Here is a 23579-nt window from a genome sequence, read left to right as displayed (position 1 = left end):
GTGGTTCTCATGTTGCGACGCGCTCGGCCGCTTCAAGGGTGTTGACCAGCAGCATGGCGCGCGTCATGGGGCCGACGCCACCGGGCACGGGCGTGATCCAGCCGGCCACTTCCTTCACGCCGTCGAAATCGACGTCGCCGGCCAGCTTGCCGTCTTCCTTGCGGTTCATGCCCACGTCGATGACGACCGCGCCCGGCTTCACCATGTCTGCGGTCAGGAGATTGAGCTTGCCCACCGCCGCGACGATCACATCGGCCTGGCGCGTGATGGCGCCCAGGTCCTTGGTGGCGCTGTGGCAGATGGTCACGGTGGCGCTCTTGGCGAGCAGCATCATCGCCATCGGCTTGCCGACGATGTTGCTGCGGCCGATGACCACGGCATGCTTGCCGCGCAGGTCGTAGCCGATGGATTCGAGCATCTTCATGCAGCCGTGCGGCGTGCAGGGCCAGAAGCCGGGGGCTCCGGTCATCAGCGCGCCGGCGCTGGCGACGTGGAAGCCGTCGACGTCCTTGGCGGGCGAGATGGTCTCGATGACCTTCTGGCTGTCCATGTGCTTGGGCAGCGGCAGCTGCACCAGGATGCCGTGCACCTTCGGGTCTTCGTTGAGCGTGCGGATGCGGGCCAGCAGGTCGGCCTCGCTCATGTCTGCAGGGTAGGTCTCGAGCGTGGCGTCGAGGCCGGTCTGGGCGCTGTCGTTGACCTTGTGCTTGGTATAGACCTGGCTGGCCGGGTCTTCGCCCACGAGGATGATGGAAAGGGCGGGGTTCACGCCACGCGCCTTGAGTGCGGCGGTGCGGCCGGACACCTCGGCGCGGATGGTTTTGGCGAGGGCGTTGCCGTCGATCAGTTGGGCGGTCATCGGTTTCGATTTTCCAAGTAAAAACGCCCGCTTGCGCAGGCGTGGGGGTCATACGTCGCTATCGGGCGGATAGCTGTTTCTAGGCCTTGGCCGCTGGCGCCGCCTGCCCCAGCGCGATCTTGAGCAGATCGGCCACGGTGTTGGCGTTGAGCTTTTCCATGATGTTGGCGCGATGCGCCTCGACCGTCTTGATGCTGATGCCCAGGTCGTCGGCGATCTGCTTGTTCAGGCGGCCGGCGACGATGCGTTCGAGCACCTGTGCCTCGCGGCCCGTGAGCTTGGACAGCAGCGCGTCGCGGCTGGCCGATTGCTGGTGCTGCGTGAAGGCGCCGCGTGCGTGTTCGAGCATGCGCTCGACCAGCGTGACGAGTTCCTCGTCGTTGAAGGGCTTCTGGATGAAATCCATGGCGCCCTTTTTCATGCTGTCGACCGCCATCGGCACGTCGCCGTGGCCGGTGATGACCACGATCGGCAGCGGGGAGCGCCGTTCGATGAGCCGGTCCTGTAGTTCAAGGCCGGTCATGCCCGCCATGCGGATGTCGACGATCAGACAGGCGACTTCGCGCGGGTCGTATCGGGAGAGAAAGGATTCGGCGGAATCGAAACAGCGGACTCTGTAGTCCTTGCCTTCGAGCAGCCATTGCAGCGAATCGCGTACGGCTTCGTCGTCGTCGACGACATAGACCGTGCCCTTCTTCGGAATCAAACTCATGCAGGTACCTTTGCCTCGTCGCTAGCTACGGAACTGATAGCGTCCAACACCGGAATCCAGAAGGAAAAACGGCATCCGATCACATCCGGACCATTGTAGATGTTCTCCGCCTGCATCCGGCCGCGATGCGACTCGACGATGGTGCGGCACAGGTTCAGGCCGATGCCCATGCCCTCGGGCTTGGTGGAGAAGAAGGCCTCGTATAGCCGGTCCATCACCTCCGGGGCCAGGCCCTTGCCGGTGTCCTGCACCGAGAACTCGATGGCGTTGTGGCCCTCGATCACCTTGGGCAGCACGCGCAGTTCGACGCTGCGGCGCGCCAAGGGGCGGTCGGCGAGATCGATGGATTCGGCGGCGTTCTTCAGCAGGTTGACCATCACCTGCTCGATGAGGATCGGGTCGACCCGCACCACCGGCAGCCGCGCCGCCACGTAGTGGTTCAGGCGCACGTTGCGCCGGCGCAGCTCGATGCCGGCAAGCTCGACCGCTTCGCTCACCATGGTGGCGACGTCGGCCGGCGTGCGGTTGGGCTCGCTGCGCTTCACGAAGGAACGAATGCGCTGGATGATCTGGCCCGCGCGCTGCGCCTGCTTGGAAGTCTTTTCAAGCGCGGCGAGCAGGGCGTCGTTGTCGATCGACTGGCCCTTGATGCGCGACATCATCCCGTTGCAGTAATTGGTGATGGCGGTCAGAGGCTGGTTGAGCTCGTGCGCCACGCTGGAGGCCATCTCGCCCATGGTGATGAGGCGGCTGGCGGCCTGGGCCTTGTCGGCCTGCGCGGCGGCCTGCTCTTCGGCGTCGCGGCGCGGCGTGATGTCGGTGGCGATGACGAGCTGCGCGAGGCGGCCGTCCACCCAGGTCAGGTAGCGCGAGCGCACTTCGAGCCATTTGCCGAGGTGGGGCACGAAGATCTCGTTGTTGGCTGTCTGCGCGGCGGTGAGGGTGTCGATCGGCAGGCCGGCGTACGGGTCCACGTCGTCGAGGCCCTCGTCGTGCGCGTTCGACGCCGGCACGCCCGCCTGCGCGACCATGCCCAGGTGGCCCACGGTGTCGGAGCCGAACCAGAGCCGGTACAGCTTGTTGGCGAACAGCAGCTCCTCGCTGCCGATGGGGGCCACCGACACGGCCGCGTCGAGCGCTTCGAGCACCGTGGTGAAGCGCTCGTAGGATGCCGACAGCTGCTCGCGGATGCGCGTGGGCTCGGTGATGTCGGTCATCGACGTCATCCAGCCGGTCTGGTGGCCGCGCGCGTCGATCAGCGGCGACACGTAGAGGCGGGCGTTGAACACGCTGCCGTTCTTGCGCTTCACCCGCACCTGGAAGCCGCCGGGCAGGGCGCGGCCGTGCAGCTCTTCTTCGAGCCGCTCGTTCATCACCTCGCGGTCGGATTCGAGCCAGTAGGGGAAGGGCGGAGACTGGCCGACCAGTTCTTCCTCGCTCCAGCCGGTCATCGCGCAGAAGGCGGCGTTGACGTAGGTGATGCGGCCCTGCAGGTCGAGCACGCGCATGCCGGTCAGCATGGAGTTTTCCATCGCGCGGCGGAAGTTGGTCTCGGCCACCAGCCGCTGCTGCGCCTGCAGCCGCCGCCGCGTGTGGCGCCAGGTGCCGATCAGCATCCAGCTGGTGAGCACGCTGAGCGCGCAGACCAGCCAGAAAAGGCCGTTGCCGACCACGCCCTGGGAGGTGCGGTATGCCTGCGCCCGCAGCACCAGCGCATTGCCCACGGGCGACACCGGCACTTCATATTCGTTGGTCCGCTCGGACCAAGGCAGCAGGCGCGTGCCGCTTTCCTTCAGATTCGTCGTGTTGCCGGCGATCACATGGCCCTTGGCGTCGAGCAGCGACACCGCATAGCGCGCCTGCACCTCGGAGGGCATGCCGTAGCGCAGCAGCCCGTCGACCGAGAACTCGCCCAGCACCACGCCCGCGAACAGGCCCTGGTCGAAAAGGGGAATGTGCAGCTGCAGCATCGCCGGCGGATCGCCGCCGGCCACGGGCTGCGAATACACCGGCTGGCGCAATTCGCGCGCCAGCGCATAGTTGCTCTCGATGTCGCCGGGGCGCAGCACGTCGCCGATCAGGTGCTGCTGCGCCGGGTGCACGCTGGGCGCCGCATAGCCGGCCTTGAAGCGGCGGCGGTCGTCGATCCAGGTGATGGTCTGCAGTTCGGGGAACTGGCTCACCAGCGATTCTGCGCGGCTGGTGAATTCGATCGGGTCGATCTCGCGGTTGGAGGCATCGCGCGCGATGCGCATCAGCTGCTCCTGCCGTTCCAGCAGCCGCAGGCGCATGCGCTGCTGTGCGTACTCGACGTCGCGGCGCACCGACTCCTGCTCGCGTTCGACTTCCTCGGTGCGCAGATACCAGAAGGCGGAAACGATGGCGGCAAGGAACAGCAGCACGGCCGCCATCGGGGCGAGCATGGCGACCGCGTCCTGCAGCACCGGTGTCTGGCGTCGCCACCACCTGCGCCACCAGGACAGCGGCGAGGCGTTCACGGCACTGCGGGCAACCGCCAGCGGAGAGGAGAGAGGCATGGGCGGATTCTAGGCTTGCCCCCTCGTGTTGCCATGCCTTGTGCGGGTCCTCGCCCCTGGCTGGATTGTCTTGAAAATTTCACATTGAAAAATCAAAAAGCACTATTTGAAATTGCGATGTTTCTATGCGAAACTCCGCCGCGTTCGCTGCACAGCGCACTTAAATTACAGCCACAGCCCTAAAAGGAGACACAAGCATGTCGGCAAATCCCGAGAACCTGTTCGGCTCGGCCGCTAACGACGCGGACGCCCAGGAGACCCGTGAATGGATGGATGCACTGTCTTCCGTCATCCAGAGCGAGGGGCCTGAGCGGGCTCACTTCCTTCTCGAGCAGCTGCTCGAACATGCCCGCCAGAACACGGTCGACATGCCGTTCTCGGCCAACACCGGCTACGTCAACACCATCGAGCCCTCGCAGGAAGCCCGCAGCCCCGGCAACCTCGAGATCGAACAGCGCCTGCGCGCCTACATGCGCTGGAACGCGATGGCCATGGTGGTCAAGGCCAACCGCCACCACCCGGCCGAAGGCGGCGACCTGGGCGGCCACATCGGCTCCTTCGCCTCGCTGGCCAGCATGTTCGGCGCCGGCTTCAACCACTTCTGGCACGCCGAGAGCGAGAACCACGGCGGCGACCTGCTCTACATCCAGGGCCACGTCTCTCCCGGCATCTACGCCCGCGCCTACCTCGAAGGCCGCCTCTCCGAAGAGCAACTGCTGAACTTCCGCCAGGAAGTCGACGGCAAGGGCCTCTCCAGCTACCCCCACCCCAAGCTGATGCCGGAGTTCTGGCAGTTCCCGACCGTGTCGATGGGCCTGGGCCCGCTGATGGCGATCTACCAGGCGCGCTTCCTCAAGTACCTGCACGCACGCGGCATCGCCAACACCGAGAACCGCAAGGTCTGGGTCTTCTGCGGCGACGGTGAAATGGACGAAGTCGAATCGCTGGGCGCCATCGGCCTGGCGGCGCGCGAGAACCTCGACAATCTGATCTTCGTCATCAACTGCAACCTGCAGCGCCTGGACGGCCCGGTGCGCGGCAACGGCAAGATCATCCAGGAGCTCGAGGGCGAGTTCCGCGGCGCCAACTGGAACGTCGTCAAGCTGGTCTGGGGCAAGGGCTGGGACGCCCTGCTCGAGAAGGACCACGACGGCGCGCTGCGCAAGATCATGATGGAGTGCAACGACGGCGACTACCAGTCGTTCAAGGCCAACGACGGCGCCTACGTCCGCAAGAACTTCTTCGGCCGCGATCCGCGTACGCTGAAGATGGTCGAGCACATGACCGACGACGAGATCTGGAACCTCCAGCGCGGCGGCCACGACTCGCAGAAGGTGTACGCCGCCTTCCATGCCGCCCAGAACCACAAGGGCCAGCCGACAGTCCTGCTCGTGAAGACCGTCAAGGGCTTCGGCATGGGCAAGATCGGCGAAGGCAAGAACACGGTCCACCAGACCAAGAAGCTCGGCGACGAGGATATCAAGGCCTTCCGCGACCGCTTCAACATCCCGATTCCCGACAGCCAGATCGCCGAGCTGCCGTTCTACAAGCCGGCCGACGACACGCCGGAAATGAAGTACCTGCACGAGCGCCGCAAGGCCCTGGGCGGCTATCTGCCGCACCGCCGCGTGAAGAGCGACGAGAGCTTCACCGTTCCCGCGCTCGACACCTTCAAGGCGGTGCTCGAACCCACGGCCGAAGGCCGCGAGATCTCGACCACGCAGGCCTACGTGCGCTTCCTCACGCAGCTGCTGCGCGACAAGGCGCTCGGCCCGCGCGTGGTGCCCATCCTGGTCGACGAAGCCCGCACCTTCGGCATGGAAGGCCTGTTCCGCCAGGTCGGCATCTACAACCCGCACGGTCAGCAGTACACCCCGGTCGACAAGGATCAGGTCATGTACTACAAGGAAGACAAGGCCGGCCAGATCCTGCAGGAAGGCATCAACGAAGCCGGCGGCATGTCGAGCTGGATCGCCGCCGCCACCTCGTACAGCACGAACAACCGCATCATGGTGCCGTTCTACGTGTACTACTCGATGTTCGGCTTCCAGCGCATCGGCGACCTGGCATGGGCGGCCGGCGACATGCAGGCGCGCGGCTTCCTGCTGGGCGGCACCTCGGGGCGCACCACGCTGAACGGCGAAGGCCTGCAGCACGAAGACGGCCACAGCCACATCCTGGCCAACACCATTCCGAACTGCGTGAGCTACGACCCGACCTTCGCGCACGAAGTCGGCGTGATCCTGCACCATGGCTTGAAGCGCATGGTCGAGAAGCAGGACAACGTCTACTACTACCTGACGCTGCTCAACGAGAACTACGCGATGCCCGGCCTCCAGCCCGGCACCGAAGAGCAGATCATCAAGGGCATGTACCTGTCGAAGCAAGGCCCCGCGCTGAAGGCCAAGGCACCCACGGTGCAACTGCTGGGCAGCGGCACGATCCTGCGCGAAAGCTTTGCTGCGCAAGAGCTGCTCGAAAAGGACTGGGGCGTGTCGGCTTCCGTGTGGAGCTGCCCGAGCTTCAACGAGCTGACCCGCGACGGCCAGGACGCCGACCGCTGGAACCTGCTGCACCCCGACCAGACCCCGCGCGTGCCCTTCGTGGCCGAGCAGCTCGCGGCCTCGACCGGCCCGGTGGTCGCATCGACCGACTACATGAAGGCCTACGCCGAGCAGATCCGCCCCTTTATTCCGAAGGGCCGCAACTACAAGGTGCTGGGCACCGACGGCTTCGGCCGCAGCGACTTCCGCAACAAGCTGCGCGAGCACTTCGAGGTCAACCGCCACTACATCGTGGTGGCGGCGCTCAAGGCGCTGAGCGAAGATGGCACCGTGCCCGTGGCCAAGGTGGTGGAAGCGATCAAGAAGTACGGCATCAATGTCGACAAGGTCAACCCGCTCTACGCCTGAACCCCTAATCAACAACCAACGAACGAACGGCGCCTTACGGCGGGAGACAACGATATGGCAGCAGTGGAAGTGAAGGTGCCGGACATCGGCGATTTCGACGAAGTCGCGGTGATCGAGGTGCTCGTGAAGGTGGGCGACACGGTGAAGGCCGAGCAGTCGCTCATCACGGTCGAATCGGACAAGGCGTCGATGGAAATCCCGTCGTCGACCGCCGGTGTGGTCAAGGAACTGAAGGTCGAAGTCGGCAGCAAGGTCAAGGAAGGCTCGGTGGTGCTCGTGCTCGAAGCCGAGGGAGTGGGTGCCGCAGCAGCACCGGCGCCCGCCGCGGCTGCGCCGGCCGCCGCGCCTGCGCCGGCCGCTGCGGCCCCTGCGCCGGCTGCTCCCGCGGCAGCCCCGGCGGCTTCGGGCTCGGTCGAGGTCAAGGTGCCGGACATCGGCGACTTCAAGGACGTCGCCGTCATCGAAGTACTGGTGAAGGTGGGCGACACGATCAAGGCCGAGCAGTCGCTGATCACGGTCGAGTCGGACAAGGCATCGATGGAGATTCCGTCGTCGGCCGCCGGCGTGCTCAAGGAGCTCAAGGTCAAGGTCGGCGACACGGTCAACATCGGTGACCTGATCGCCGTGCTCGAAGGTGCGGCCGGTGCAGCCGCTCCGGCGCCCGCGCAGGCAGCAGCCGCAGCGGCTCCTGCAGCCGCCACGGCAAGCGCTCCCGCAGCGGCAGCCCCGGCGCCTGCGCTCGCTCCAGCTGCAGCAGCCCCGGCCCACAACCCGACGGTTGCCCCCAGCGGCAACCTGCCGCACGCATCGCCCTCGGTGCGCAAGTTCGCCCGCGAACTCGGCGTGCCGCTCGAAGAGGTCAAGGGCTCCGGTCCCAAGGGCCGCATCACGCAGGAAGACATCCAGAGCTTCGCCAAGGCCGTGATGAGCGGCCAGACCAGCACCAAGGCCTCGGCGGCCAAGGCGCCGGCCGGTGGTGGCGGCGCCGACGGCGCCGCGCTGGGTCTCATCCCGTGGCCCAAGGTCGACTTCACCAAGTTCGGCACGGTCGAGCGCAAGGACCTGTCTCGCATCAAGAAGCTCAGCGGCGCGAACCTGCACCGCAACTGGGTGATGATCCCGCACGTCACCAACAACGACGAAGCCGACATCACCGAGCTCGAAGCCTTCCGCGTCTCCACCAACAAGGAGAACGAGAAGTCGGGCGTGAAGGTGACGATGCTGGCCTTCGTCATCAAGGCGGTGGTCGCGGCGCTGAAGAAATTCCCCGAGTTCAACACCAGCCTGGACGGCGACCAGCTCGTCTACAAGCAGTACTACAACATCGGCTTCGCGGCGGACACGCCCAACGGCCTCGTGGTGCCGGTGCTGAAGGATGCCGACAAGAAGGGCATCCTGCAGATCAGCGCCGAGATGGGCGAGCTCGCCAAGAAGGCGCGCGACGGCAAGCTCGGCTCGGCCGACATGCAGGGCGGCTGCTTCTCGATCAGCTCGCTCGGCGGCATCGGCGGCACGCACTTCACGCCCATCATCAACGCTCCGGAAGTGGCCATCCTCGGCCTGTCGAAGAGTGCGATGAAGCCGGTGTGGGACGGCAAGCAGTTCGTGCCGCGCCTGACGCTGCCGATGTCGCTGTCTTATGACCACCGCGTGATCGACGGCGCCCTGGCTGCGCGTTTCAACGCCTACCTGGGCCAGGTGCTCGCGGACTACCGTCGAATCCTGCTATGACCACCGTAGTGGCCGTCCGCAAGGGTGGCCAGGTCACGATGGCAGCCGATTCTCTGGTGACCTTCGGCGACACGCGGCTTTCGCATCGCGCCGAGGCGAACCAGAAGATATTCACCGTCGAGGACGCGGCGGGACAGAGCCTGTTCGCGATGGCCGGCGCCGCCGCGCACTTCCTGGTGCTGCAGCATGCGCTGGCCGCGCAACCGCGCGAGCAGCTGCTGTTCGGCAGCAAGCACGAGATCTTCCGCACCTTCACGATGCTGCATCCGGTGCTGAAGGACTCGTTCTTCATGCAGACCAAGGAAGACGACCACGAGCCCTACGAGTCGAGCCAGTTCACGATGCTGATGGCCAACCAGAGCGGCATCTATGGCATCTACAGCTACCGCGAGGTGTTCGAGTTCAAGGAGTTCTGGGCCATCGGCTCGGGGCGCAGCTTCGCACTCGGCGCCATGCACGCGGCCTATGACATCAAGTCGCGCAGCTCGCGCGACGTGGCGGAGGCGGGCATCGCCGCCGCCTGCGAATTCGATCGCAATTCGGCCCCACCGGTCGACGTTCTCACACTCAAACTGAAAGTGTCCAAATGAGCGAACAACAAATCAAGGTGCCCGACATCGGCGACTTCGACGAAGTGGCAGTGATCGAGGTGCTGGTCAACGTCGGAGACACGGTCAAGGCCGAGCAGTCGCTGATCACGGTCGAATCGGACAAGGCGTCGATGGAGATCCCGTCGTCCGCCGCCGGCGTGGTGAAGGCGCTCGCGGTGAAGGTGGGCGACAAGGTCAGCGAAGGCTCGGTGGTGCTGACGCTGGAAGTCGATGGTGCCGCGGCACCCGCGCCCGCTGCGGCTGCGCCTGCCTCGGCTGCTGCAGCACCCGCACCGAAGGCCACCGCTCCCGCGCCGGCCCCCGCTGCGCCGGCCGTGGCCGTGTCCAGCTACGGCGGCAAGGTCGACGTCGAGTGCGACGTGATCGTGCTCGGCGCGGGCCCCGGCGGCTACTCGGCCGCCTTCCGCGCCGCCGACCTCGGCCTGAAGGTCGTGCTGATCGAGCGCTACGCCACCCTCGGCGGCGTGTGCCTGAATGTCGGCTGCATCCCGTCGAAGGCGCTGCTGCACGTGGCTTCCGTCATGGACGAGGTCAAGCACTTCGCCGACCTCGGCGTGAGCTTCGCCGCGCCGACGGTCGACCGCGCCAAGCTGCTCGGCCACAAGAACAAGGTGGTGGGCAAGCTCACCGGCGGCCTCACGGCCATGGCCAAGATGCGCAAGGTGACCGTGCTGCGCGGCGTCGGCAACTTCATCGACCCACACCACATCGAGGTCGAGGAAACCTCCGGCACCAGCTGGGACACCACGGGCAGCAAGCAGACCGTCAAGTTCCGCAGCGCGATCATCGCGGCCGGCTCGCAGGCCGTGAGCCTGCCCTTCATGCCGAAGGACCCGCGCGTGGTCGACTCGACCGGCGCGCTGGAAATGGGCACCGACCCCAAGCGCATGCTGATCCTGGGCGGCGGCATCATCGGCCTCGAAATGGGCACGGTGTATTCCACGCTGGGCGCGCGCCTCGACGTGGTCGAAATGCTCGACGGCCTGATGCAGGGCGCCGACCGCGACCTGGTGAAGGTCTGGCAGAAGATGAACGCGCCGCGCTTCGACAACATCATGCTCAAGACCAAGACGGTCGGCGCCGAAGCCACGAAGGAGGGCATCAAGGTTACCTTCGAGGGCGAGAACGCCCCGAAGGAACCGCAGGTGTACGACCTGGTGCTGCAGGCCGTGGGCCGCAGCCCCAACGGCAAGAAGATCAGCGCGGAGAAGGCCGGCGTGACGGTCAGCGACCGCGGCTTCATCCCGGTCGACATCCAGATGCGCACCAACGTGCCGCACATCTTCGCCATCGGCGACATCGTGGGCCAGCCCATGCTGGCGCACAAGGCGGTGCATGAGGCGCACGTGGCGGCCGAAGTCATCGCCGGCGAGCTGAAGGGCGACAAGGAGCTTTCGAGCGCGGCCTTCAACGCCCGCGTGATTCCGAGCGTGGCCTACACCGACCCCGAAGTGGCTTGGGTCGGCCTGACGGAAGACCAGGCGAAGGCCGAAGGCATCAAGGTCAAGAAGGGCCACTTCCCCTGGACGGCCTCGGGCCGTGCGATTGCCAACGGCCGCGACGAAGGCTTCACCAAGCTGCTGTTCGACGCCGAGACCCATCGCATCCTGGGCGGCGGCATCGTCGGCACGCATGCAGGCGACATGCTGGGCGAGATCGCGCTGGCCATCGAGATGGGCGCGGACGAGATCGACATCGGCAAGACGATCCATCCGCACCCGACGCTGGGCGAAAGCATCGGCATGGCGGCGGAAGTAGCGCACGGCACGTGTACCGATCTGCCGCCAGCGAAGAAAGGCTGACAAGACAGAACGGAAGGGCGCTGCTGATCGAGCGCCCATGAAAAATCCCGCCGAGGCGGGATTTTTTTGTTCTGAATTCGGGGGAGGCTCAGTTGCCGGTATTGGCGACGGCCGCAGCCTTCACTTCATCCGTCGGGCCGCCGAGCACGCGGCGGGCGCCGTCGAAGCGGCGCTGCCAGTAGCTGCCGTTCATGTCTTCGACGCGAACCTGGGCGCCGGAGCGGGGCGAGTGGATGAACTTGCCTTCGCCGACGTAGATGCCGACATGGCTGAAGGCGCGGCGCATGGTGTTGAAGAACACGAGGTCGCCGGGCTTGAGCTGGCTGGCGTCGATCTTCTCGGTGGCGGCGGCCTGCTCTTCGGCGCGGCGCGGAAGCACGTGGCCGACAGTCTGGTTGTACATGGCGCGGACGAAGCCGCTGCAGTCGAAACCCGATTCGGCGGTGTTGCCGCCACGGCGGTAGGGGACGCCCAGGAATCCGATGGCGGTGACGACCAGGTCGGAAGTGCGTTCGGTGACAGTTTGGCGAACCTGCTTGAGTTGTCCGATCAGGCCTTTGTCGGCAAGCATTCGTGCCAGCTCGTCATCGGTTTTTTCCTGTTGGGGGGCTGCATGTACTGCAACGGCAAAGAGGAGGGATGCGGGTAGGACGAAAAAACGCATGGCGCGTAGGATATTGATGACGCGCGGTTATGTCAATTTAAACAGAATTAGCGGATCCCTCTGTAAGTCATTGATTTACATGAAAAATTTCGATTCGGCCAAAGAAAAAATGTAACGGCGAACGTTTATGGTCCATAAACGGTTGACGGTCGAAAGGCCTTCAGACCTCGGGTGGATCGGGGTTCATGCTGGATTCAGTTGCTATTTCTCGTCAAGATGAATCCAACGTCAGAGAAAAATCATGAATTTGCCGCGCCTGCCTCTTTCGACATCCCTTGGCCGCTGGACATTTGTCACAGTCATCGGTTTCTGCGGCCTCGCCGCCGCGCAGACGCGGCCTGAAGCCGTGGCGACGGGGCTCGAAAACCCGTGGGGCGTCACCTTCCTTCCGGGTGGCCGTTTCCTTGTGACCGAGCGGCCCGGCCGCCTCCGGCTGGTCGGCCCCGACGGGAAGATCGGCGCGCCCATCGCGGGTTTGCCGCCTATCGCAGCGGGCGGGCAGGGCGGCCTGCTCGACGTGCTGGCCGACTCCGGCTTCGAGAAGAACCGCACGCTGTATTTCTGCTTCTCCGAACCCGATGCCGGCGGCTCGGCCAACAGCACCGCGCTGGCGCGCGCCAGCCTGTCGGCCGACGGCACGAAGCTCGAGGAGCTGAAGATCATCTTCAGCCAGCAGCCCAAGGTGGCGAGCCGCAACCACTTCGGCTGCCGCATCGTCGAGGCCCGCGACGGCACGCTGTTCCTCACGCTGGGCGACCGCTTCAGCCGCAAGGAAGACGCGCAGAAGCTCGACAACCACCTGGGCAAGATCGTGCGCATCGGCAAGGACGGCACGGTGCCCAAGGACAACCCCTTCGTCGGCAAGGCCGGCGCGCTGCCTGAGATATGGAGCTACGGCCACCGCAACGGGCAGGGCGCCACGCTTGCGCCCGACGGCCGCCTCTGGATGACCGAGCATGGCCCGCAGGGCGGCGACGAAATCAACATTCCGCAGGCCGGCCGCAACTACGGCTGGCCGGTGATCACCTACGGCGAGAACTACGGCGGCGGAAAGATCGGCGACGGCATCACGGCCAAGGAGGGCATGGAACAGCCGCTGCACTACTGGGTGCCGTCGATCGCGCCGTCGGGCATGGCCTTCCTGACCAGCGACCGCTACGGCGCGGCCTGGAAGGGCAACCTGTTCGTGGGCTCGCTCAAGTTCGGCTATCTGGATCGCATCGAGCTCAAGGGCGGCAAGGTGGTCGCCGAGCACAAGCTGTTGGCCGAGGGCCGCGCCCGCATCCGCGACGTGAAGCAAGGGCCGGACGGATTGCTCTACGTGCTGACCGACGAAGCCGACGGCAAGCTGCTGCGCCTGCGGCCGAACTGAGCCGGCCCGGTGCCGACTTTCAGCCGGGGCAGCCCGGCAGCGGCAAGGTCGGCAGCATCCGGCGCCAGAGCCGGTTCCACTCGGGCCAGTCGTGGCCGCCTTCGGTCGTGAAGACGCGCTCCGGCGGCAGCACGCCCGCGAGCAGGCGGTGGCTGAATGCGAAACGGTCGTTCAGTGCGTAGCCCAGGTAGAGCGGTGGCCGTGCGCCCGCGGTGTTCGTGAAGCCCGCGTAGCCGCGCAGCCATTGCCAGAGCTGCGTTTCATCGGGTGTTCGCGGAGCCGCGGCGGCCGGGTCGACCAGCGGCCCGTTCCACCTGGCGAGGCCGCCGGCGTTGGCGATGTCCGTGCCGAGCGTGCGTTCGCCGAGGTAGGGCGCGAGAGTCACCAGCCCCGCGAGGTCGCCGGGGTGCGTCTGCGCATAGAGCATTCCGCCGAAGCCGCCGAGGGAAATGCCGATGAACCAGATGTGGCGGTAGCCCTGGCTGCGCGCGGGCGCCACCACGTCGGCACCGAGGCGCTCGAGGATGCTCTTGTCGTTGAAGTAGCCGAGATGGGAGTCGACCAGCATCACGTCCGCCGCGACGCGGTTCTCGCTGACCGCGCGCACGAAGCCCTCGCGCTCGAATTCGTCGGGCGTCGAATAGGCGCCCGGCAGCATGACCAGCAGGGTGTCGACATTGCCGCGCGCGCAACTGCTCTTTTCGAGCGAGGTCGCCATCGGCACCGTGGCCTTGCGCACGCCGCCGCAGGCCGTGGCGAGGAGGGCGGCGCCGATGCCCAGTGCGGCGAGGCAAAACCGTTTCGAGAAGAGCTTCTTCATCCGCCGGAGTCTAGGCGCGCCGCGAGACGGGCAGGTCGACCATCACGGCCTGACCCGGCGTGGTGCATCCGGTGTCGCAGCACTTGCCGGGCTGGCGGTTGCGGGTGATGGCGCGGGCCGGGTCGTGCGGCGCGGCGGCGGGCGAGCCGTCGGCCGCGATGCCGCGTTCGAGGATGCGCTCCACCAACTCGACCTTGGAGCCGACCGGGTAGTTGCGCCAGATCTCCTGCTTCATCGCAGCGGGCGAGCCGCCGCCGTGCAGGCTGATCACGCTGTACCAACCGCCCTGGTAGCCGGCCGTCAGGTCCTCGATGAAACGGGCCGTCTCGATGCGCTGCTCGTAGGGAATGGCCGGGTTGGCCCGCAGCACGTCGGACAGGCGGGCCGCGGTCTCGGGGTTGTGGTCTTCGTCGGGGCCGGGCAGGGTGACGATCAGGCCGCCGCTCACGTAGTGCGCGATGCGGTGCATGTCGTAGATCTTCGTGGCCAGCAGCAGCTTGCCGATGTTGCTGAATACCGGGTCGGGCATGAAAACCTCGCAGTGCTCGTCGGCCTTGCCATAGACGCTGGCCGCCACGCCGCAGGCGAAGAAGCTCTCGGTAATGGTGATGAGCTCCACCATCTGCTCGCGCAGGTGGCTTTCCTTGCCGGGGTCGAATCCGTTGGCCTCGCACATCAGCGCGCCCGCGCCGATCAGCAGGTCGCCGAAGCCGGCGCGCGCGCCGATGCAGCTGTGGCGGTGGTGCGTGGCGTAGCTGTAGGTCAGGTGGCCGGAGTGCTCCCACTCGCCCGCATAGAACACGCGCTCCCATGGCACGAAGACCCTGTCGAACATGCACACGCCGGTGCTTTGGCCGTACTTGCGGCTGAAGAGGGCATCGCCGTGCTCCAGCTTCTCGCCGGGCCGGCCCGCCGGTCGCGCGACGATGGTGAGGCCGGGCGCATCGAGCGGCACGGCGCAGCAGACGGCGAAGTCGGCGTCTTCCCGGCCCATGTTGCGGCAGGGCATGACCAGCAGCTCGTGCACGTAGGGCGCGCCGGTCACGATGGCCTTGGTGCCTGAGATGACGATGCCGCGCGCGTTGCGCTCCACCACGTGCAGGTAGCTGTCGACGTTGGCCTGCTCGTGCGGCCGGCGGCTGCGGTCGCCCTTGGCGTCGGTCATGGCCACGCCCAGCGTCAGGTCCTGGTCCTGTATGCGGTGCAGGTACTCGTGGAAGCGGGAGGTGTGCTCGGTGCTGCCGCGGGCGTCGTCGATGCGGGCCGACACCTGGGCGATGGCGTTGAGCGCGTCGTGCGTCAGGTAGCGCTGGGCGCAGCCGGTCTCCTGGCAGACCAGCCGCACGGCTTCGAGCTTGTTGAGCAGGTCGCCCGCGCCGGTGTTGATGTGGGAGAGGCGATTGACCCGCTTGCCGCTGGTGTGCTGCACGGCGGTCATCAGCGGCGCGTGCTCGTTCCTGAGCGCGTAGTCGTAGGTGAGGGCGATGGCATTGATGCCGGGCTGGAAGGCGGCTTCGTCGGCCACGCTGTCGACGCGGCGGCCGTCGACGAACACGGTGGGTTTGTAGCGGCGCAGCGATTCGCGGTAGTCGGCGCCGGACATGAGGGAGGTGCCGGGGAGCGGGGCGTTCATCGTGTCTGTCTCCTGATCGGGTGGGTTTTGCCAGGATTTAAACACTGTTCAATTTTTCAATCAACGATCAGAAAATTGGAGTGGTGATCAATCGAGGGCTATAGTCCCGCCCATGGAAGCCAAGATCCAGCGCCGCCAGGCGCTCAGCGATGCCCGTCGTACGCTCGTGCTCGATGCCGCCCGCGCGGTCTTTCTCGAAGCCGGCATCGAAGGGGCGAGCGTCCGGGAAATCGCCAGGAAGGCCGGCTACACGCCGGGCGCCATCTATTCGTATTTCGAGAGCAAGGAGGCCATCTACGCAGCCTTGCTCGACGAATCGATCCAGCGGCTGCAGGCCGCCGTGGCCGACGCCCCGGTGTCGCAGGACGGCCCCGGCCAGGCGCTCGCCGCGAGGGCCCAAGCCTGGTTCGACTTCTACGCCGCGAATCCGCGCGAACTCGACCTGGGCTTTTATCTGGTGCAGGGCATGCGCCCGCGCGGCCTGACCAGCGAGCTCGACCATGAGCTGAACGACCATCTCTACCAGGCCCTGTGCCCCTGCGAAGAGGCGCTGCAGGAAATGGGGCTCGATGCCGACGCCGCCCTGCGCGAGAACACCGCGCTGTTCGCGCACGGCGTGGGCCTGCTGCTGATGCAGCATACGGGGCGCATCCGCATGTTCAGGCAGTCGGCCGATGCGCTGTTCAAGGCCTATGTGGCACAGCTCGTGGCGCGTGTTGCCGGCGGCGCGCGCCAACCCGGTCTTTTCGGTGGTACGGTTCAGCCCGATTCAACCGATTCCTGAAAAGAAAGAACCCGTTCATGCTGCTCGACGCCTCGCAATCCCAACTCGTCCTGGTCGACTACCAGGCGCGCCTGATGCCGGCGATCTTCGAGGGAGAAGCGGTTGCGCAGAACGCGGTGCGGCTCGGCAAGATGGCGAAGCTGCTCCAGGTGCCGGTGTGGGGCACCGAGCACAACCCCTCCAAGCTGGGCCAGAACCTGCCCGACATTCGCGCGCAGTGCCAGCGCACCATGTCGAAGATGCATTTCAGCGGCGTGGAGGAGGGCTTGGGCGAATGGCTGCGAGTGCCGGCCAAGGCGCCGCAGGGCAACGCGCGCAGCCTGCCCAAGCACCTGCAGAAGCCCGCGGCGCCCGTCGAGGAGCGCAACAGCATCATGATCGCCGGCTGCGAAGCGCACGTCTGCCTGCTGCAGACGGCGCTCGACCTGCTGGAAGACGAGTTCGAGGTCTGGGTCGTGACCGACGCCTGCGGCTCGCGCACCGAGCGCAACCGCGATGCGGCCTTCGACCGGCTGGCCGGTGCCGGCGCCGAGCTGGTGACGACCGAGATGGTCGGCTTCGAGTGGCTGCGCACGGCGGAGCATCCTGCGTTTTCCGAGGTGCTCTCGCTCATCCGCTGATCGGAAGAGCAGGGGGCGGCTGGGGGCGAGACAGCCGGGTTGTCCCGGCTGTCAGCTTGCTGCAAGATCGGTCTCCATAATTATGAATTCAGTTTTGGCGCCTGCCAGGACTGGACGAATAACAGGAGACAAACCGAGATGAGCCGCTACGAAGAGTTCTATCGCCAATCCGTCGACGCGCCCGAGGCCTTCTGGGCCGAGCAGGCGAAGCTGATCGACTGGCAGACGCCCGCACAACAGATCCTCGACGCGAGCCAGCCGCCGTTCGCGCGCTGGTTCGTGGGCGGCACCACCAACCTCTGCCACAACGCCATCGACCGGCATCTGGCGCAGCGGGGCGACCAGCCGGCGCTGATCTTCGTGTCCACCGAGACCGGCATCGAGAAGAGCTACAGCTTCGCCGAACTGCACGCCGAGGTGCAGCGCACCGCCGCCAGCCTCGTCGAGCTGGGCGTGGGCAAGGGCGACCGCGTGCTCATCTACATGCCGATGATTCCGGAGGCCGCCTTCGCGATGCTGGCCTGCGCGCGCATCGGCGCCATCCACTGCGTGGTGTTCGGCGGTTTCGCCAGCGGTTCGCTGGCCACGCGCATCGAGGACGCCGAGCCCAAGGTGATCGTGAGCGCCGACGCGGGCTCGCGTGGCAACAAGGTCATCGCGTACAAGCCGCTGCTCGACGAGGCGATCCGGCTGTCGAAGCACAAGCCCTCGGGCGTGCTGCTGACCGACCGGGGCCTGGCGCCGATGGACCTGACGCCCGGGCGCGACCACCTTGCCGCCGAACTGCGCCGCAAGCACCTCGACACCAAGGTGCCCTGCACCTGGCTGGCCTCCACCGACATCAGCTACACCATCTACACCAGCGGCACCACCGGCAAGCCCAAGGGCGTGCAGCGCGACGTGGGCGGCTACGCGGTCGCGCTGGCGGCGAGCATGAAGCACATCTTCGACGGCCGCGCCGGCGAAACCTACTTCTCCACCAGCGACATCGGCTGGGTGGTGGGCCACAGCTACATCGTCTACGGACCGCTGATCGCCGGCATGGCGACGATCATGTACGAGGGCCTGCCCACGCAGGGCATCGACCGGCAGCCCGACGGCGGCATCTGGTGGCGCCTCGTCGAGAAGTACAAGGTCACGGTGATGTTCAGCGCGCCCACGGCCGTGCGCGTGCTCAAGAAGCAGGACCCGGCGCTGCTGAAGAAATACGACCTCTCGACCCTTCGCGCGCTGTTCCTGGCCGGCGAGCCGCTGGACGAGCCGACCGCGCGCTGGATCAGCGAGGGCTTGGGCGTGCCGATCATCGACAACTACTGGCAGACCGAATCGGGCTGGCCGATGATCACCATCGCCAACGGCGTCGAGCCCAAGCCCAGCAAGTTCGGCAGCCCGGGCGTGCCGATGTACGGCTACCGCATCAGGATCGTGCACGAGTCCACCGGCGAAGAGCTGACCGGCGCGAACGAGAAGGGCGTGGTCGTGGTCGAGGGGCCGACCCCGCCGGGCTTCATGCAGACCGTGTGGAAGGACGACGCGCGTTTCGTCAACACCTACTGGAAGAGCGTGCCCGGCAAGATGGTCTATTCGACCTTCGACTGGGGCATCCGCGACGAGGACGGCTATTTCTATATCCTCGGGCGCACCGACGACGTGATCAACGTGGCAGGCCATCGCCTGGGCACGCGCGAGATCGAGGAAAGCATCTCGGGCCATTCCAACGTGGCCGAAGTGGCGGTGGTCGGCGTGGCCGATGCCCTGAAGGGACAGGTCGCGATGGCCTTCGTGGTGCCCAGGGACGGCAAGGCCGTGACCGATGCCGACGCGGCCCTCAAGCTGGAAGGCGAGATCATGAAGGTGGTGGCCGACCAGCTCGGCGCCCTGGCCCGGCCGGCCCGCGTGCGCTTCGTCTCCGGCCTGCCGAAAACGCGCAGCGGCAAGCTGCTGCGCCGGGCCATCCAGGCCGTCTGCGAGCAGCGCGATCCCGGCGACCTGACCACCATCGACGACCCCGCCACGCTGCAGCAGATCAAACAGTTACTCTCTTGAGCCGAATGAGCGGGGAATGAGCAACAGGAAGGGGTTGCGAACCTCGGTTGGACCGTCATATGGTTGACGTGGCACAATGCCAAGGTACTCAGGCCCTTCCCCAGCCACAGTCGCATCCGCCAATCGGTTCAGCCGTGTCGCGGAAGGTTTCTCAAACCAACTAGTGCTTCCCTCAGGGAAGCGAAGGTCAGCGGATCATGAGCGATTCCTCTACGCCCACGGCGTATACCGCCTATCAAGGCAACACGTACCTCTTCGGCGGCAACGCGCCGTATGTCGAGGAGATGTACGAGAACTACCTCTCCAACCCCGGCAGCGTGCCCGACAACTGGCGTTCGTACTTCGACGCGCTGCAGAACGTGCCGGCCGCCGACGGTTCCAACAACCGTGACGTTGCCCACCAGCCGGTCATCAACGCCTTCGCCGAACTCGCGAAGCAGGGCACGACCAGGGTCGTGCAGGCCAGCGGCGCAGATTCCGAACTCGGCCGCAAGCGCACCGCGGTCCAGCAGCTGATCGCCGCCTACCGCAACGTCGGCGCCCGCTGGGCCGACCTCGATCCGCTCAAGCGCGCCGAGCGTCCCGCCATTCCCGAACTCGAACCCTCGTTCTACGGCTTCTCCGACGCGGACCTCGAGACGGTGTTCAACACCAGCAACACCTTCTTCGGCAAGGAGACCATGTCGCTGCGCGACCTGCTCAACGCCTTGCGCGAAACGTACTGCGGCACGATAGGTGCCGAGTACATGTACACCACCGACCAGAACCACAAGCGCTGGTGGCAGCAGCGGCTCGAAAGCGCCCGCACCAATCCCAAGCTGAGCGCCGAGCAGAAGAAGCACGTGCTGAACCGCCTGACCGCGGCCGAAGGCCTCGAGCGCTTCCTGCACACCAAGTACGTCGGCCAGAAGCGCTTCTCGCTCGAAGGCGGCGAAAGCTTCATCGTCGCCATGGACGAGCTGATCAACCAGGCCGGCGCCAAGGGCGTGCAGGAAATCGTGATCGGCATGGCCCACCGCGGCCGCCTGAACGTGCTGGTCAACTCGCTCGGCAAGATGCCGGCCGACCTGTTCGCCGAGTTCGACCACACCGCTCCCGAAGACCTGCCCAGCGGCGACGTCAAGTACCACCAGGGCTTCAGCTCGGACGTGACCACCCCCGGCGGCCCGGTGCACCTGAGCCTCGCGTTCAACCCCTCGCACCTCGAGATCGTGAACCCCGTGGTCGAAGGCTCGGTGCGCGCGCGCATGGACCGCCGCGGCGACCCGCTGGGCAAGCAGGTGCTGCCCGTGATCGTGCACGGCGACGCCGCCTTCGCAGGCCAGGGCGTCGTGATGGAAACGCTGGCGCTGGCCGAGACCCGTGGCTATTCCACCGGCGGCACGGTGCACATCGTCATCAACAACCAGATCGGCTTCACCACCAGCGACCCGCGCGACAGCCGCTCGACGCTGTACTGCTCGGACATCGTCAAGATGATCGAGGCGCCGGTGCTGCACGTGAACGGCGACGACCCCGAAGCCGTGGTGCTCGCCACCCAGATCGCGCTCGAATTCCGCATGGAGTTCCAGAAGGACGTCGTCGTCGACATCATCTGCTTCCGCAAGCTGGGCCACAACGAGCAGGACACCCCCTCGCTCACCCAGCCGCTGATGTACAAGAAGATCGCCCAGCACCCCGGCACGCGCAAGCTGTACGCCGACAAGCTGGCCGCTCAAGGCCTGGGCGACACGCTGGGCGACGACATGGTCAAGGCGCAGCGCGCCGCCTTCGACGAAGGCAAGAACACCGTCGACCCCGTGCTCACCAACTTCAAGAGCAAGTACGCCGTCGACTGGAGCCCGTACCTCAACAAGAAGTGGACCGACGCCGGCGACACCGCCATTCCGTCCACCGAATGGAAGCGCCTGGCCGAGAAGATCACCACCGTGCCGCAGGGCTTCACGGTGCACCCGCTCGTGAAGAAGGTGCTGGACGACCGCGCGGCCATGGGCCGTGGCGACGTCAACATCGACTGGGGCATGGGCGAGCACATGGCATTCGCCTCGCTGGTGGCCAGCGGCTACCCGGTGCGCCTGTCGGGCGAAGACTCGGGCCGCGGCACGTTCACGCACCGCCACGCCGTGCTGCACGACCAGAACCGCGAGAAGTTCGACGAAGGCACCTACACCCCGCTGCAGAACGTCGCCGAAAACCAGGCTCCGTTCGTCGTGATCGACTCGATCCTGTCGGAAGAAGCTGTGCTCGCGTTCGAATACGGCTACGCCTCGAACGACCCGAACACGCTCGTCATCTGGGAAGCCCAGTTCGGCGACTTCGTGAACGGCGCGCAGGTGGTGATCGACCAGTTCATCGCCTCGGGCGAAGTGAAGTGGGGCCGCATCAACGGCCTGACGATGATGCTGCCGCACGGCTACGAAGGCCAGGGCCCGGAGCACAGCTCGGCGCGCCTGGAGCGCTTCATGCAGCTCAGCGCAGACACCAACATGCAGGTGGTTCAGCCGACCACGGCCAGCCAGATCTTCCACGTGCTGCGCCGCCAGATGGTGCGCAACCTGCGCAAGCCGCTGATCATCCTCACGCCCAAGTCGCTGCTGCGCAACAAGGACGCCACGTCGCCGCTGTCCGAGTTCACGAAGGGCAGCTTCCAGACCGTGATTCCGGAAAGCAAGGCCCTGAAGGCCGAGAAGGTCAAGCGCCTGATCGCCTGCTCTGGCAAGGTCTACTACGACCTGGCCAAGAAGCGCGAGGAGCGCGGCGACGAAGACGTGGCGATCATCCGCGTCGAGCAGCTCTATCCGTTCCCGCACAAGGCATTCGCCGCCGAGATTAAGAAGTACCCCAATCTCGTCGACGTGGTCTGGTGCCAGGACGAGCCGCAGAACCAGGGCGCCTGGTTCTTCGTGCAGCACTACATCCACGAAAACATGCAGGAAGGCCAGAAGCTCGGCTACTCCGGCCGTGCCGCTTCGGCATCGCCGGCGGTGGGCTACTCGCACCTGCACCAGGAACAGCAGAAGGCGCTCGTCGATGGCGCGTTTGGCAAGCTCAAGGGCTTCGTGCTGACCAAGTAAAACCAGTCCTCTTTCACACGAATACCCTGAAGAACAAATCGGAGCCCACTCCAAATGTCTATCGTTGAAGTCAAAGTCCCCCAGCTTTCCGAATCCGTGGCCGAAGCCACCATGCTCACGTGGAAGAAGAAGGCCGGCGAAGCCGTCGCCGTCGATGAAATCCTGATCGAGATCGAGACCGACAAGGTCGTGCTTGAAGTGCCCGCGCCCTCGGCTGGCGTGCTGGCCGAAATCGTGCAGCCCGATGGCGCCACCGTGGTGGCCGACCAGCTGATCGCCAAGATCGACACCGAAGGCAAGGCCGGCGCGGCCGCTCCTGCTGCGGCACCCGCCGCGGCAGCAGCCCCCGCGCCCGCAGCTGCTCCGGCAGCCGCGGCTGCCGCCACCGGCGGCTCGAAGGCCGACGTGGCCATGCCCGCCGCCGCCAAGCTGCTGGCCGACAACAACCTGAAGACCGGCGACGTTGCCGGCACCGGCAAGGACGGCCGCGTGACCAAGGGCGACGTGCTCGCCGCCGTTGCCTCGGGCGCCAAGCCCGCGGCAGCCGTTGCAGCCACCGTGGCGGTGCCGGCCGGCAAGCCCGCGCTGCCGCAGGTCGCCGCACCGACCAGCGCCCCCGACCTGGGCGAGCGCCCCGAGCAGCGCGTGCCGATGAGCCGCCTGCGCGCCCGCATCGCCGAGCGCCTGATCCAGTCGCAGTCGACCAACGCCATCCTGACGACCTTCAACGAAGTCAACATGGCGCCCGTCATGGAACTGCGCAAGCGCTTCCAGGACAGCTTCACGAAGGAACATGGCGTGAAGCTCGGCTTCATGTCCTTCTTCGTGAAGGCCGCCGTGCACGCCCTCAAGAAGTACCCGGTGCTCAACGCCTCGGTGGACGGCAACGACATCCTGTACCACGGCTACTTCGACATCGGTATCGCCGTCGGTTCGCCGCGCGGCCTGGTGGTGCCGATCCTGCGCAATGCCGACCAGATGAGCTTCGCCGACATCGAGAAGAAGATCGCCGAATACGGCAAGAAGGCACAGGACGGCAAGCTGGGCATCGAAGAGATGACCGGCGGCACGTTCTCCATCTCCAACGGCGGCACCTTCGGCTCGATGCTCTCGACCCCGATCATCAACCCGCCCCAGTCGGCCATCCTCGGCGTGCACGCCACCAAGGACCGTGCCGTGGTCGAGAACGGCCAGATCGTGGTCCGTCCGATGAACTACCTGGCCATGAGCTATGACCACCGAATCATCGACGGCCGCGAAGCCGTGCTGGGCCTGGTCGCCATGAAGGAAGCGCTGGAAGACCCGTCGCGCCTGCTGTTCGACATCTGATCCACCCCCAGTCTTCGCGCACTTCGTGTCGCTTCGCCAACCCCCTCGCGGGGGCAACACCTGCGGCCCGGTA

General features: G+C 66.1%; 16 protein-coding genes. 10 read left to right on the top strand and 6 right to left on the bottom strand.

The features are described 5' to 3' along the window. Positions 1-7: 7 nt before the first annotated feature. The 3 genes from folD to AC1VNX_RS20225 all read right to left on the bottom strand — a co-directional run bounded on the left by folD (position 8) and on the right by AC1VNX_RS20225 (position 4108). Positions 8-859, bottom strand: coding sequence for a bifunctional methylenetetrahydrofolate dehydrogenase/methenyltetrahydrofolate cyclohydrolase FolD (gene folD, locus AC1VNX_RS20235; RefSeq protein ID WP_483158786.1), 852 nt, complete (start codon positions 857-859; stop codon positions 8-10). A 79-nt stretch (positions 860-938) separates the two neighbouring features. Continuing rightward, on the bottom strand, positions 939-1571 hold the full coding sequence (locus tag AC1VNX_RS20230; protein WP_012747279.1) for a response regulator transcription factor: 633 nt from the start codon (positions 1569-1571) through the stop codon (positions 939-941). Beyond that, the gene (locus AC1VNX_RS20225) at positions 1568-4108 is read right to left on the bottom strand and encodes a PAS domain-containing sensor histidine kinase (protein WP_483158782.1); all 2541 of its coding nucleotides are present in this window, start codon (positions 4106-4108) and stop codon (positions 1568-1570) included. Before AC1VNX_RS20225 ends, AC1VNX_RS20230 begins: the two co-directional genes overlap by 4 nt. Before the next feature lie 197 nt (positions 4109-4305). Here AC1VNX_RS20225 and aceE point away from each other — a divergent pair, with 197 nt between their 5' ends. Genes aceE through lpdA form a run of 4 tightly spaced genes read left to right on the top strand, consistent with a single transcriptional unit; the run spans position 4306 to position 11164 of the window. Beyond that, the gene (aceE, locus tag AC1VNX_RS20220) at positions 4306-7020 is read left to right on the top strand and encodes a pyruvate dehydrogenase (acetyl-transferring), homodimeric type (RefSeq protein WP_483158780.1); all 2715 of its coding nucleotides are present in this window, start codon (positions 4306-4308) and stop codon (positions 7018-7020) included. Between the two features lie 54 nt (positions 7021-7074). Beyond that, entirely contained in the window at positions 7075-8751 is a 1677-nt protein-coding gene (gene aceF, locus AC1VNX_RS20215; protein WP_483158778.1) for a dihydrolipoyllysine-residue acetyltransferase, read from the top strand. Then, positions 8748-9341: an MFS transporter gene (locus tag AC1VNX_RS20210; RefSeq protein ID WP_483158776.1), complete on the top strand. Its 594-nt coding sequence runs from the start codon at positions 8748-8750 to the stop codon at positions 9339-9341. Before aceF ends, AC1VNX_RS20210 begins: the two co-directional genes overlap by 4 nt. After that, positions 9338-11164, top strand: coding sequence for a dihydrolipoyl dehydrogenase (gene lpdA, locus AC1VNX_RS20205; protein ID WP_483158774.1), 1827 nt, complete (start codon positions 9338-9340; stop codon positions 11162-11164). The genes AC1VNX_RS20210 and lpdA overlap by 4 nt, the downstream gene beginning before the upstream one ends. A gap of 88 nt (positions 11165-11252) precedes the next feature. On the opposite strand, the gene AC1VNX_RS20200 is transcribed toward lpdA, so the two are convergent. Then, positions 11253-11828 carry a C40 family peptidase gene (locus tag AC1VNX_RS20200; protein WP_483158772.1) on the bottom strand — a complete coding sequence of 192 codons (576 nt, stop codon included), beginning with the start codon at positions 11826-11828 and terminating at the stop codon, positions 11253-11255. Between the two features lie 241 nt (positions 11829-12069). Between AC1VNX_RS20200 and AC1VNX_RS20195 the strand changes: the two genes are divergently transcribed. Next, on the top strand, positions 12070-13200 hold the full coding sequence (locus AC1VNX_RS20195; RefSeq protein WP_483158770.1) for a PQQ-dependent sugar dehydrogenase: 1131 nt from the start codon (positions 12070-12072) through the stop codon (positions 13198-13200). 19 nt (positions 13201-13219) lie between these two features. On the opposite strand, the gene AC1VNX_RS20190 is transcribed toward AC1VNX_RS20195, so the two are convergent. Next, positions 13220-14020 carry an alpha/beta fold hydrolase gene (locus AC1VNX_RS20190; protein ID WP_483158768.1) on the bottom strand — a complete coding sequence of 267 codons (801 nt, stop codon included), beginning with the start codon at positions 14018-14020 and terminating at the stop codon, positions 13220-13222. Between the two features lie 10 nt (positions 14021-14030). Then, positions 14031-15653 (bottom strand): 4-hydroxyphenylacetate 3-hydroxylase family protein, encoded by a 1623-nt coding sequence (locus tag AC1VNX_RS20185; RefSeq protein ID WP_483158766.1) that lies wholly within the window; start codon positions 15651-15653, stop codon positions 14031-14033. 112 nt (positions 15654-15765) lie between these two features. Here AC1VNX_RS20185 and AC1VNX_RS20180 point away from each other — a divergent pair, with 112 nt between their 5' ends. The 5 genes from AC1VNX_RS20180 to odhB all read left to right on the top strand — a co-directional run bounded on the left by AC1VNX_RS20180 (position 15766) and on the right by odhB (position 23506). Beyond that, a complete protein-coding gene (locus AC1VNX_RS20180) occupies positions 15766-16437 on the top strand; it encodes a TetR/AcrR family transcriptional regulator (protein ID WP_483158764.1) in 672 nt (223 codons plus the stop codon). A gap of 17 nt (positions 16438-16454) precedes the next feature. Beyond that, complete coding sequence (locus AC1VNX_RS20175; RefSeq protein ID WP_483158762.1) at positions 16455-17057, top strand: isochorismatase family protein; 603 nt, start codon at positions 16455-16457, stop codon at positions 17055-17057. Between the two features lie 39 nt (positions 17058-17096). Next, positions 17097-19103: a propionate--CoA ligase gene (locus AC1VNX_RS20170; RefSeq protein WP_483158760.1), complete on the top strand. Its 2007-nt coding sequence runs from the start codon at positions 17097-17099 to the stop codon at positions 19101-19103. Positions 19104-19300: 197 nt separating this feature from the next. After that, entirely contained in the window at positions 19301-22177 is a 2877-nt protein-coding gene (locus AC1VNX_RS20165) for a 2-oxoglutarate dehydrogenase E1 component (RefSeq protein ID WP_483158758.1), read from the top strand. A gap of 54 nt (positions 22178-22231) precedes the next feature. Then, positions 22232-23506 carry a 2-oxoglutarate dehydrogenase complex dihydrolipoyllysine-residue succinyltransferase gene (gene odhB, locus AC1VNX_RS20160; RefSeq protein ID WP_483158756.1) on the top strand — a complete coding sequence of 425 codons (1275 nt, stop codon included), beginning with the start codon at positions 22232-22234 and terminating at the stop codon, positions 23504-23506. Positions 23507-23579: the final 73 nt, after the last annotated feature.

The organism is Variovorax sp. TLI9-5A (assembly GCF_056867935.1).
This window is presented reverse-complemented; position numbering and strand designations above follow the sequence as displayed.

Coding starts and splice junctions, on each gene's coding strand:
- AC1VNX_RS20165 (WP_483158758.1), top strand. CDS start 19,301: ATGAGCGATTCCTCTACGCCCACGGCGTATACCGCCTATCAAGGCAAC.
- aceF (WP_483158778.1), top strand. CDS start 7,075: ATGGCAGCAGTGGAAGTGAAGGTGCCGGACATCGGCGATTTCGACGAA.
- AC1VNX_RS20210 (WP_483158776.1), top strand. CDS start 8,748: ATGACCACCGTAGTGGCCGTCCGCAAGGGTGGCCAGGTCACGATGGCA.
- folD (WP_483158786.1), bottom strand. CDS start 859: ATGACCGCCCAACTGATCGACGGCAACGCCCTCGCCAAAACCATCCGC.
- odhB (WP_483158756.1), top strand. CDS start 22,232: ATGTCTATCGTTGAAGTCAAAGTCCCCCAGCTTTCCGAATCCGTGGCC.
- AC1VNX_RS20200 (WP_483158772.1), bottom strand. CDS start 11,828: ATGCGTTTTTTCGTCCTACCCGCATCCCTCCTCTTTGCCGTTGCAGTA.
- aceE (WP_483158780.1), top strand. CDS start 4,306: ATGTCGGCAAATCCCGAGAACCTGTTCGGCTCGGCCGCTAACGACGCG.
- AC1VNX_RS20230 (WP_012747279.1), bottom strand. CDS start 1,571: ATGAGTTTGATTCCGAAGAAGGGCACGGTCTATGTCGTCGACGACGAC.
- AC1VNX_RS20190 (WP_483158768.1), bottom strand. CDS start 14,020: ATGAAGAAGCTCTTCTCGAAACGGTTTTGCCTCGCCGCACTGGGCATC.
- lpdA (WP_483158774.1), top strand. CDS start 9,338: ATGAGCGAACAACAAATCAAGGTGCCCGACATCGGCGACTTCGACGAA.
- AC1VNX_RS20185 (WP_483158766.1), bottom strand. CDS start 15,653: ATGAACGCCCCGCTCCCCGGCACCTCCCTCATGTCCGGCGCCGACTAC.
- AC1VNX_RS20225 (WP_483158782.1), bottom strand. CDS start 4,108: ATGCCTCTCTCCTCTCCGCTGGCGGTTGCCCGCAGTGCCGTGAACGCC.
- AC1VNX_RS20195 (WP_483158770.1), top strand. CDS start 12,070: ATGAATTTGCCGCGCCTGCCTCTTTCGACATCCCTTGGCCGCTGGACA.
- AC1VNX_RS20180 (WP_483158764.1), top strand. CDS start 15,766: ATGGAAGCCAAGATCCAGCGCCGCCAGGCGCTCAGCGATGCCCGTCGT.
- AC1VNX_RS20175 (WP_483158762.1), top strand. CDS start 16,455: ATGCTGCTCGACGCCTCGCAATCCCAACTCGTCCTGGTCGACTACCAG.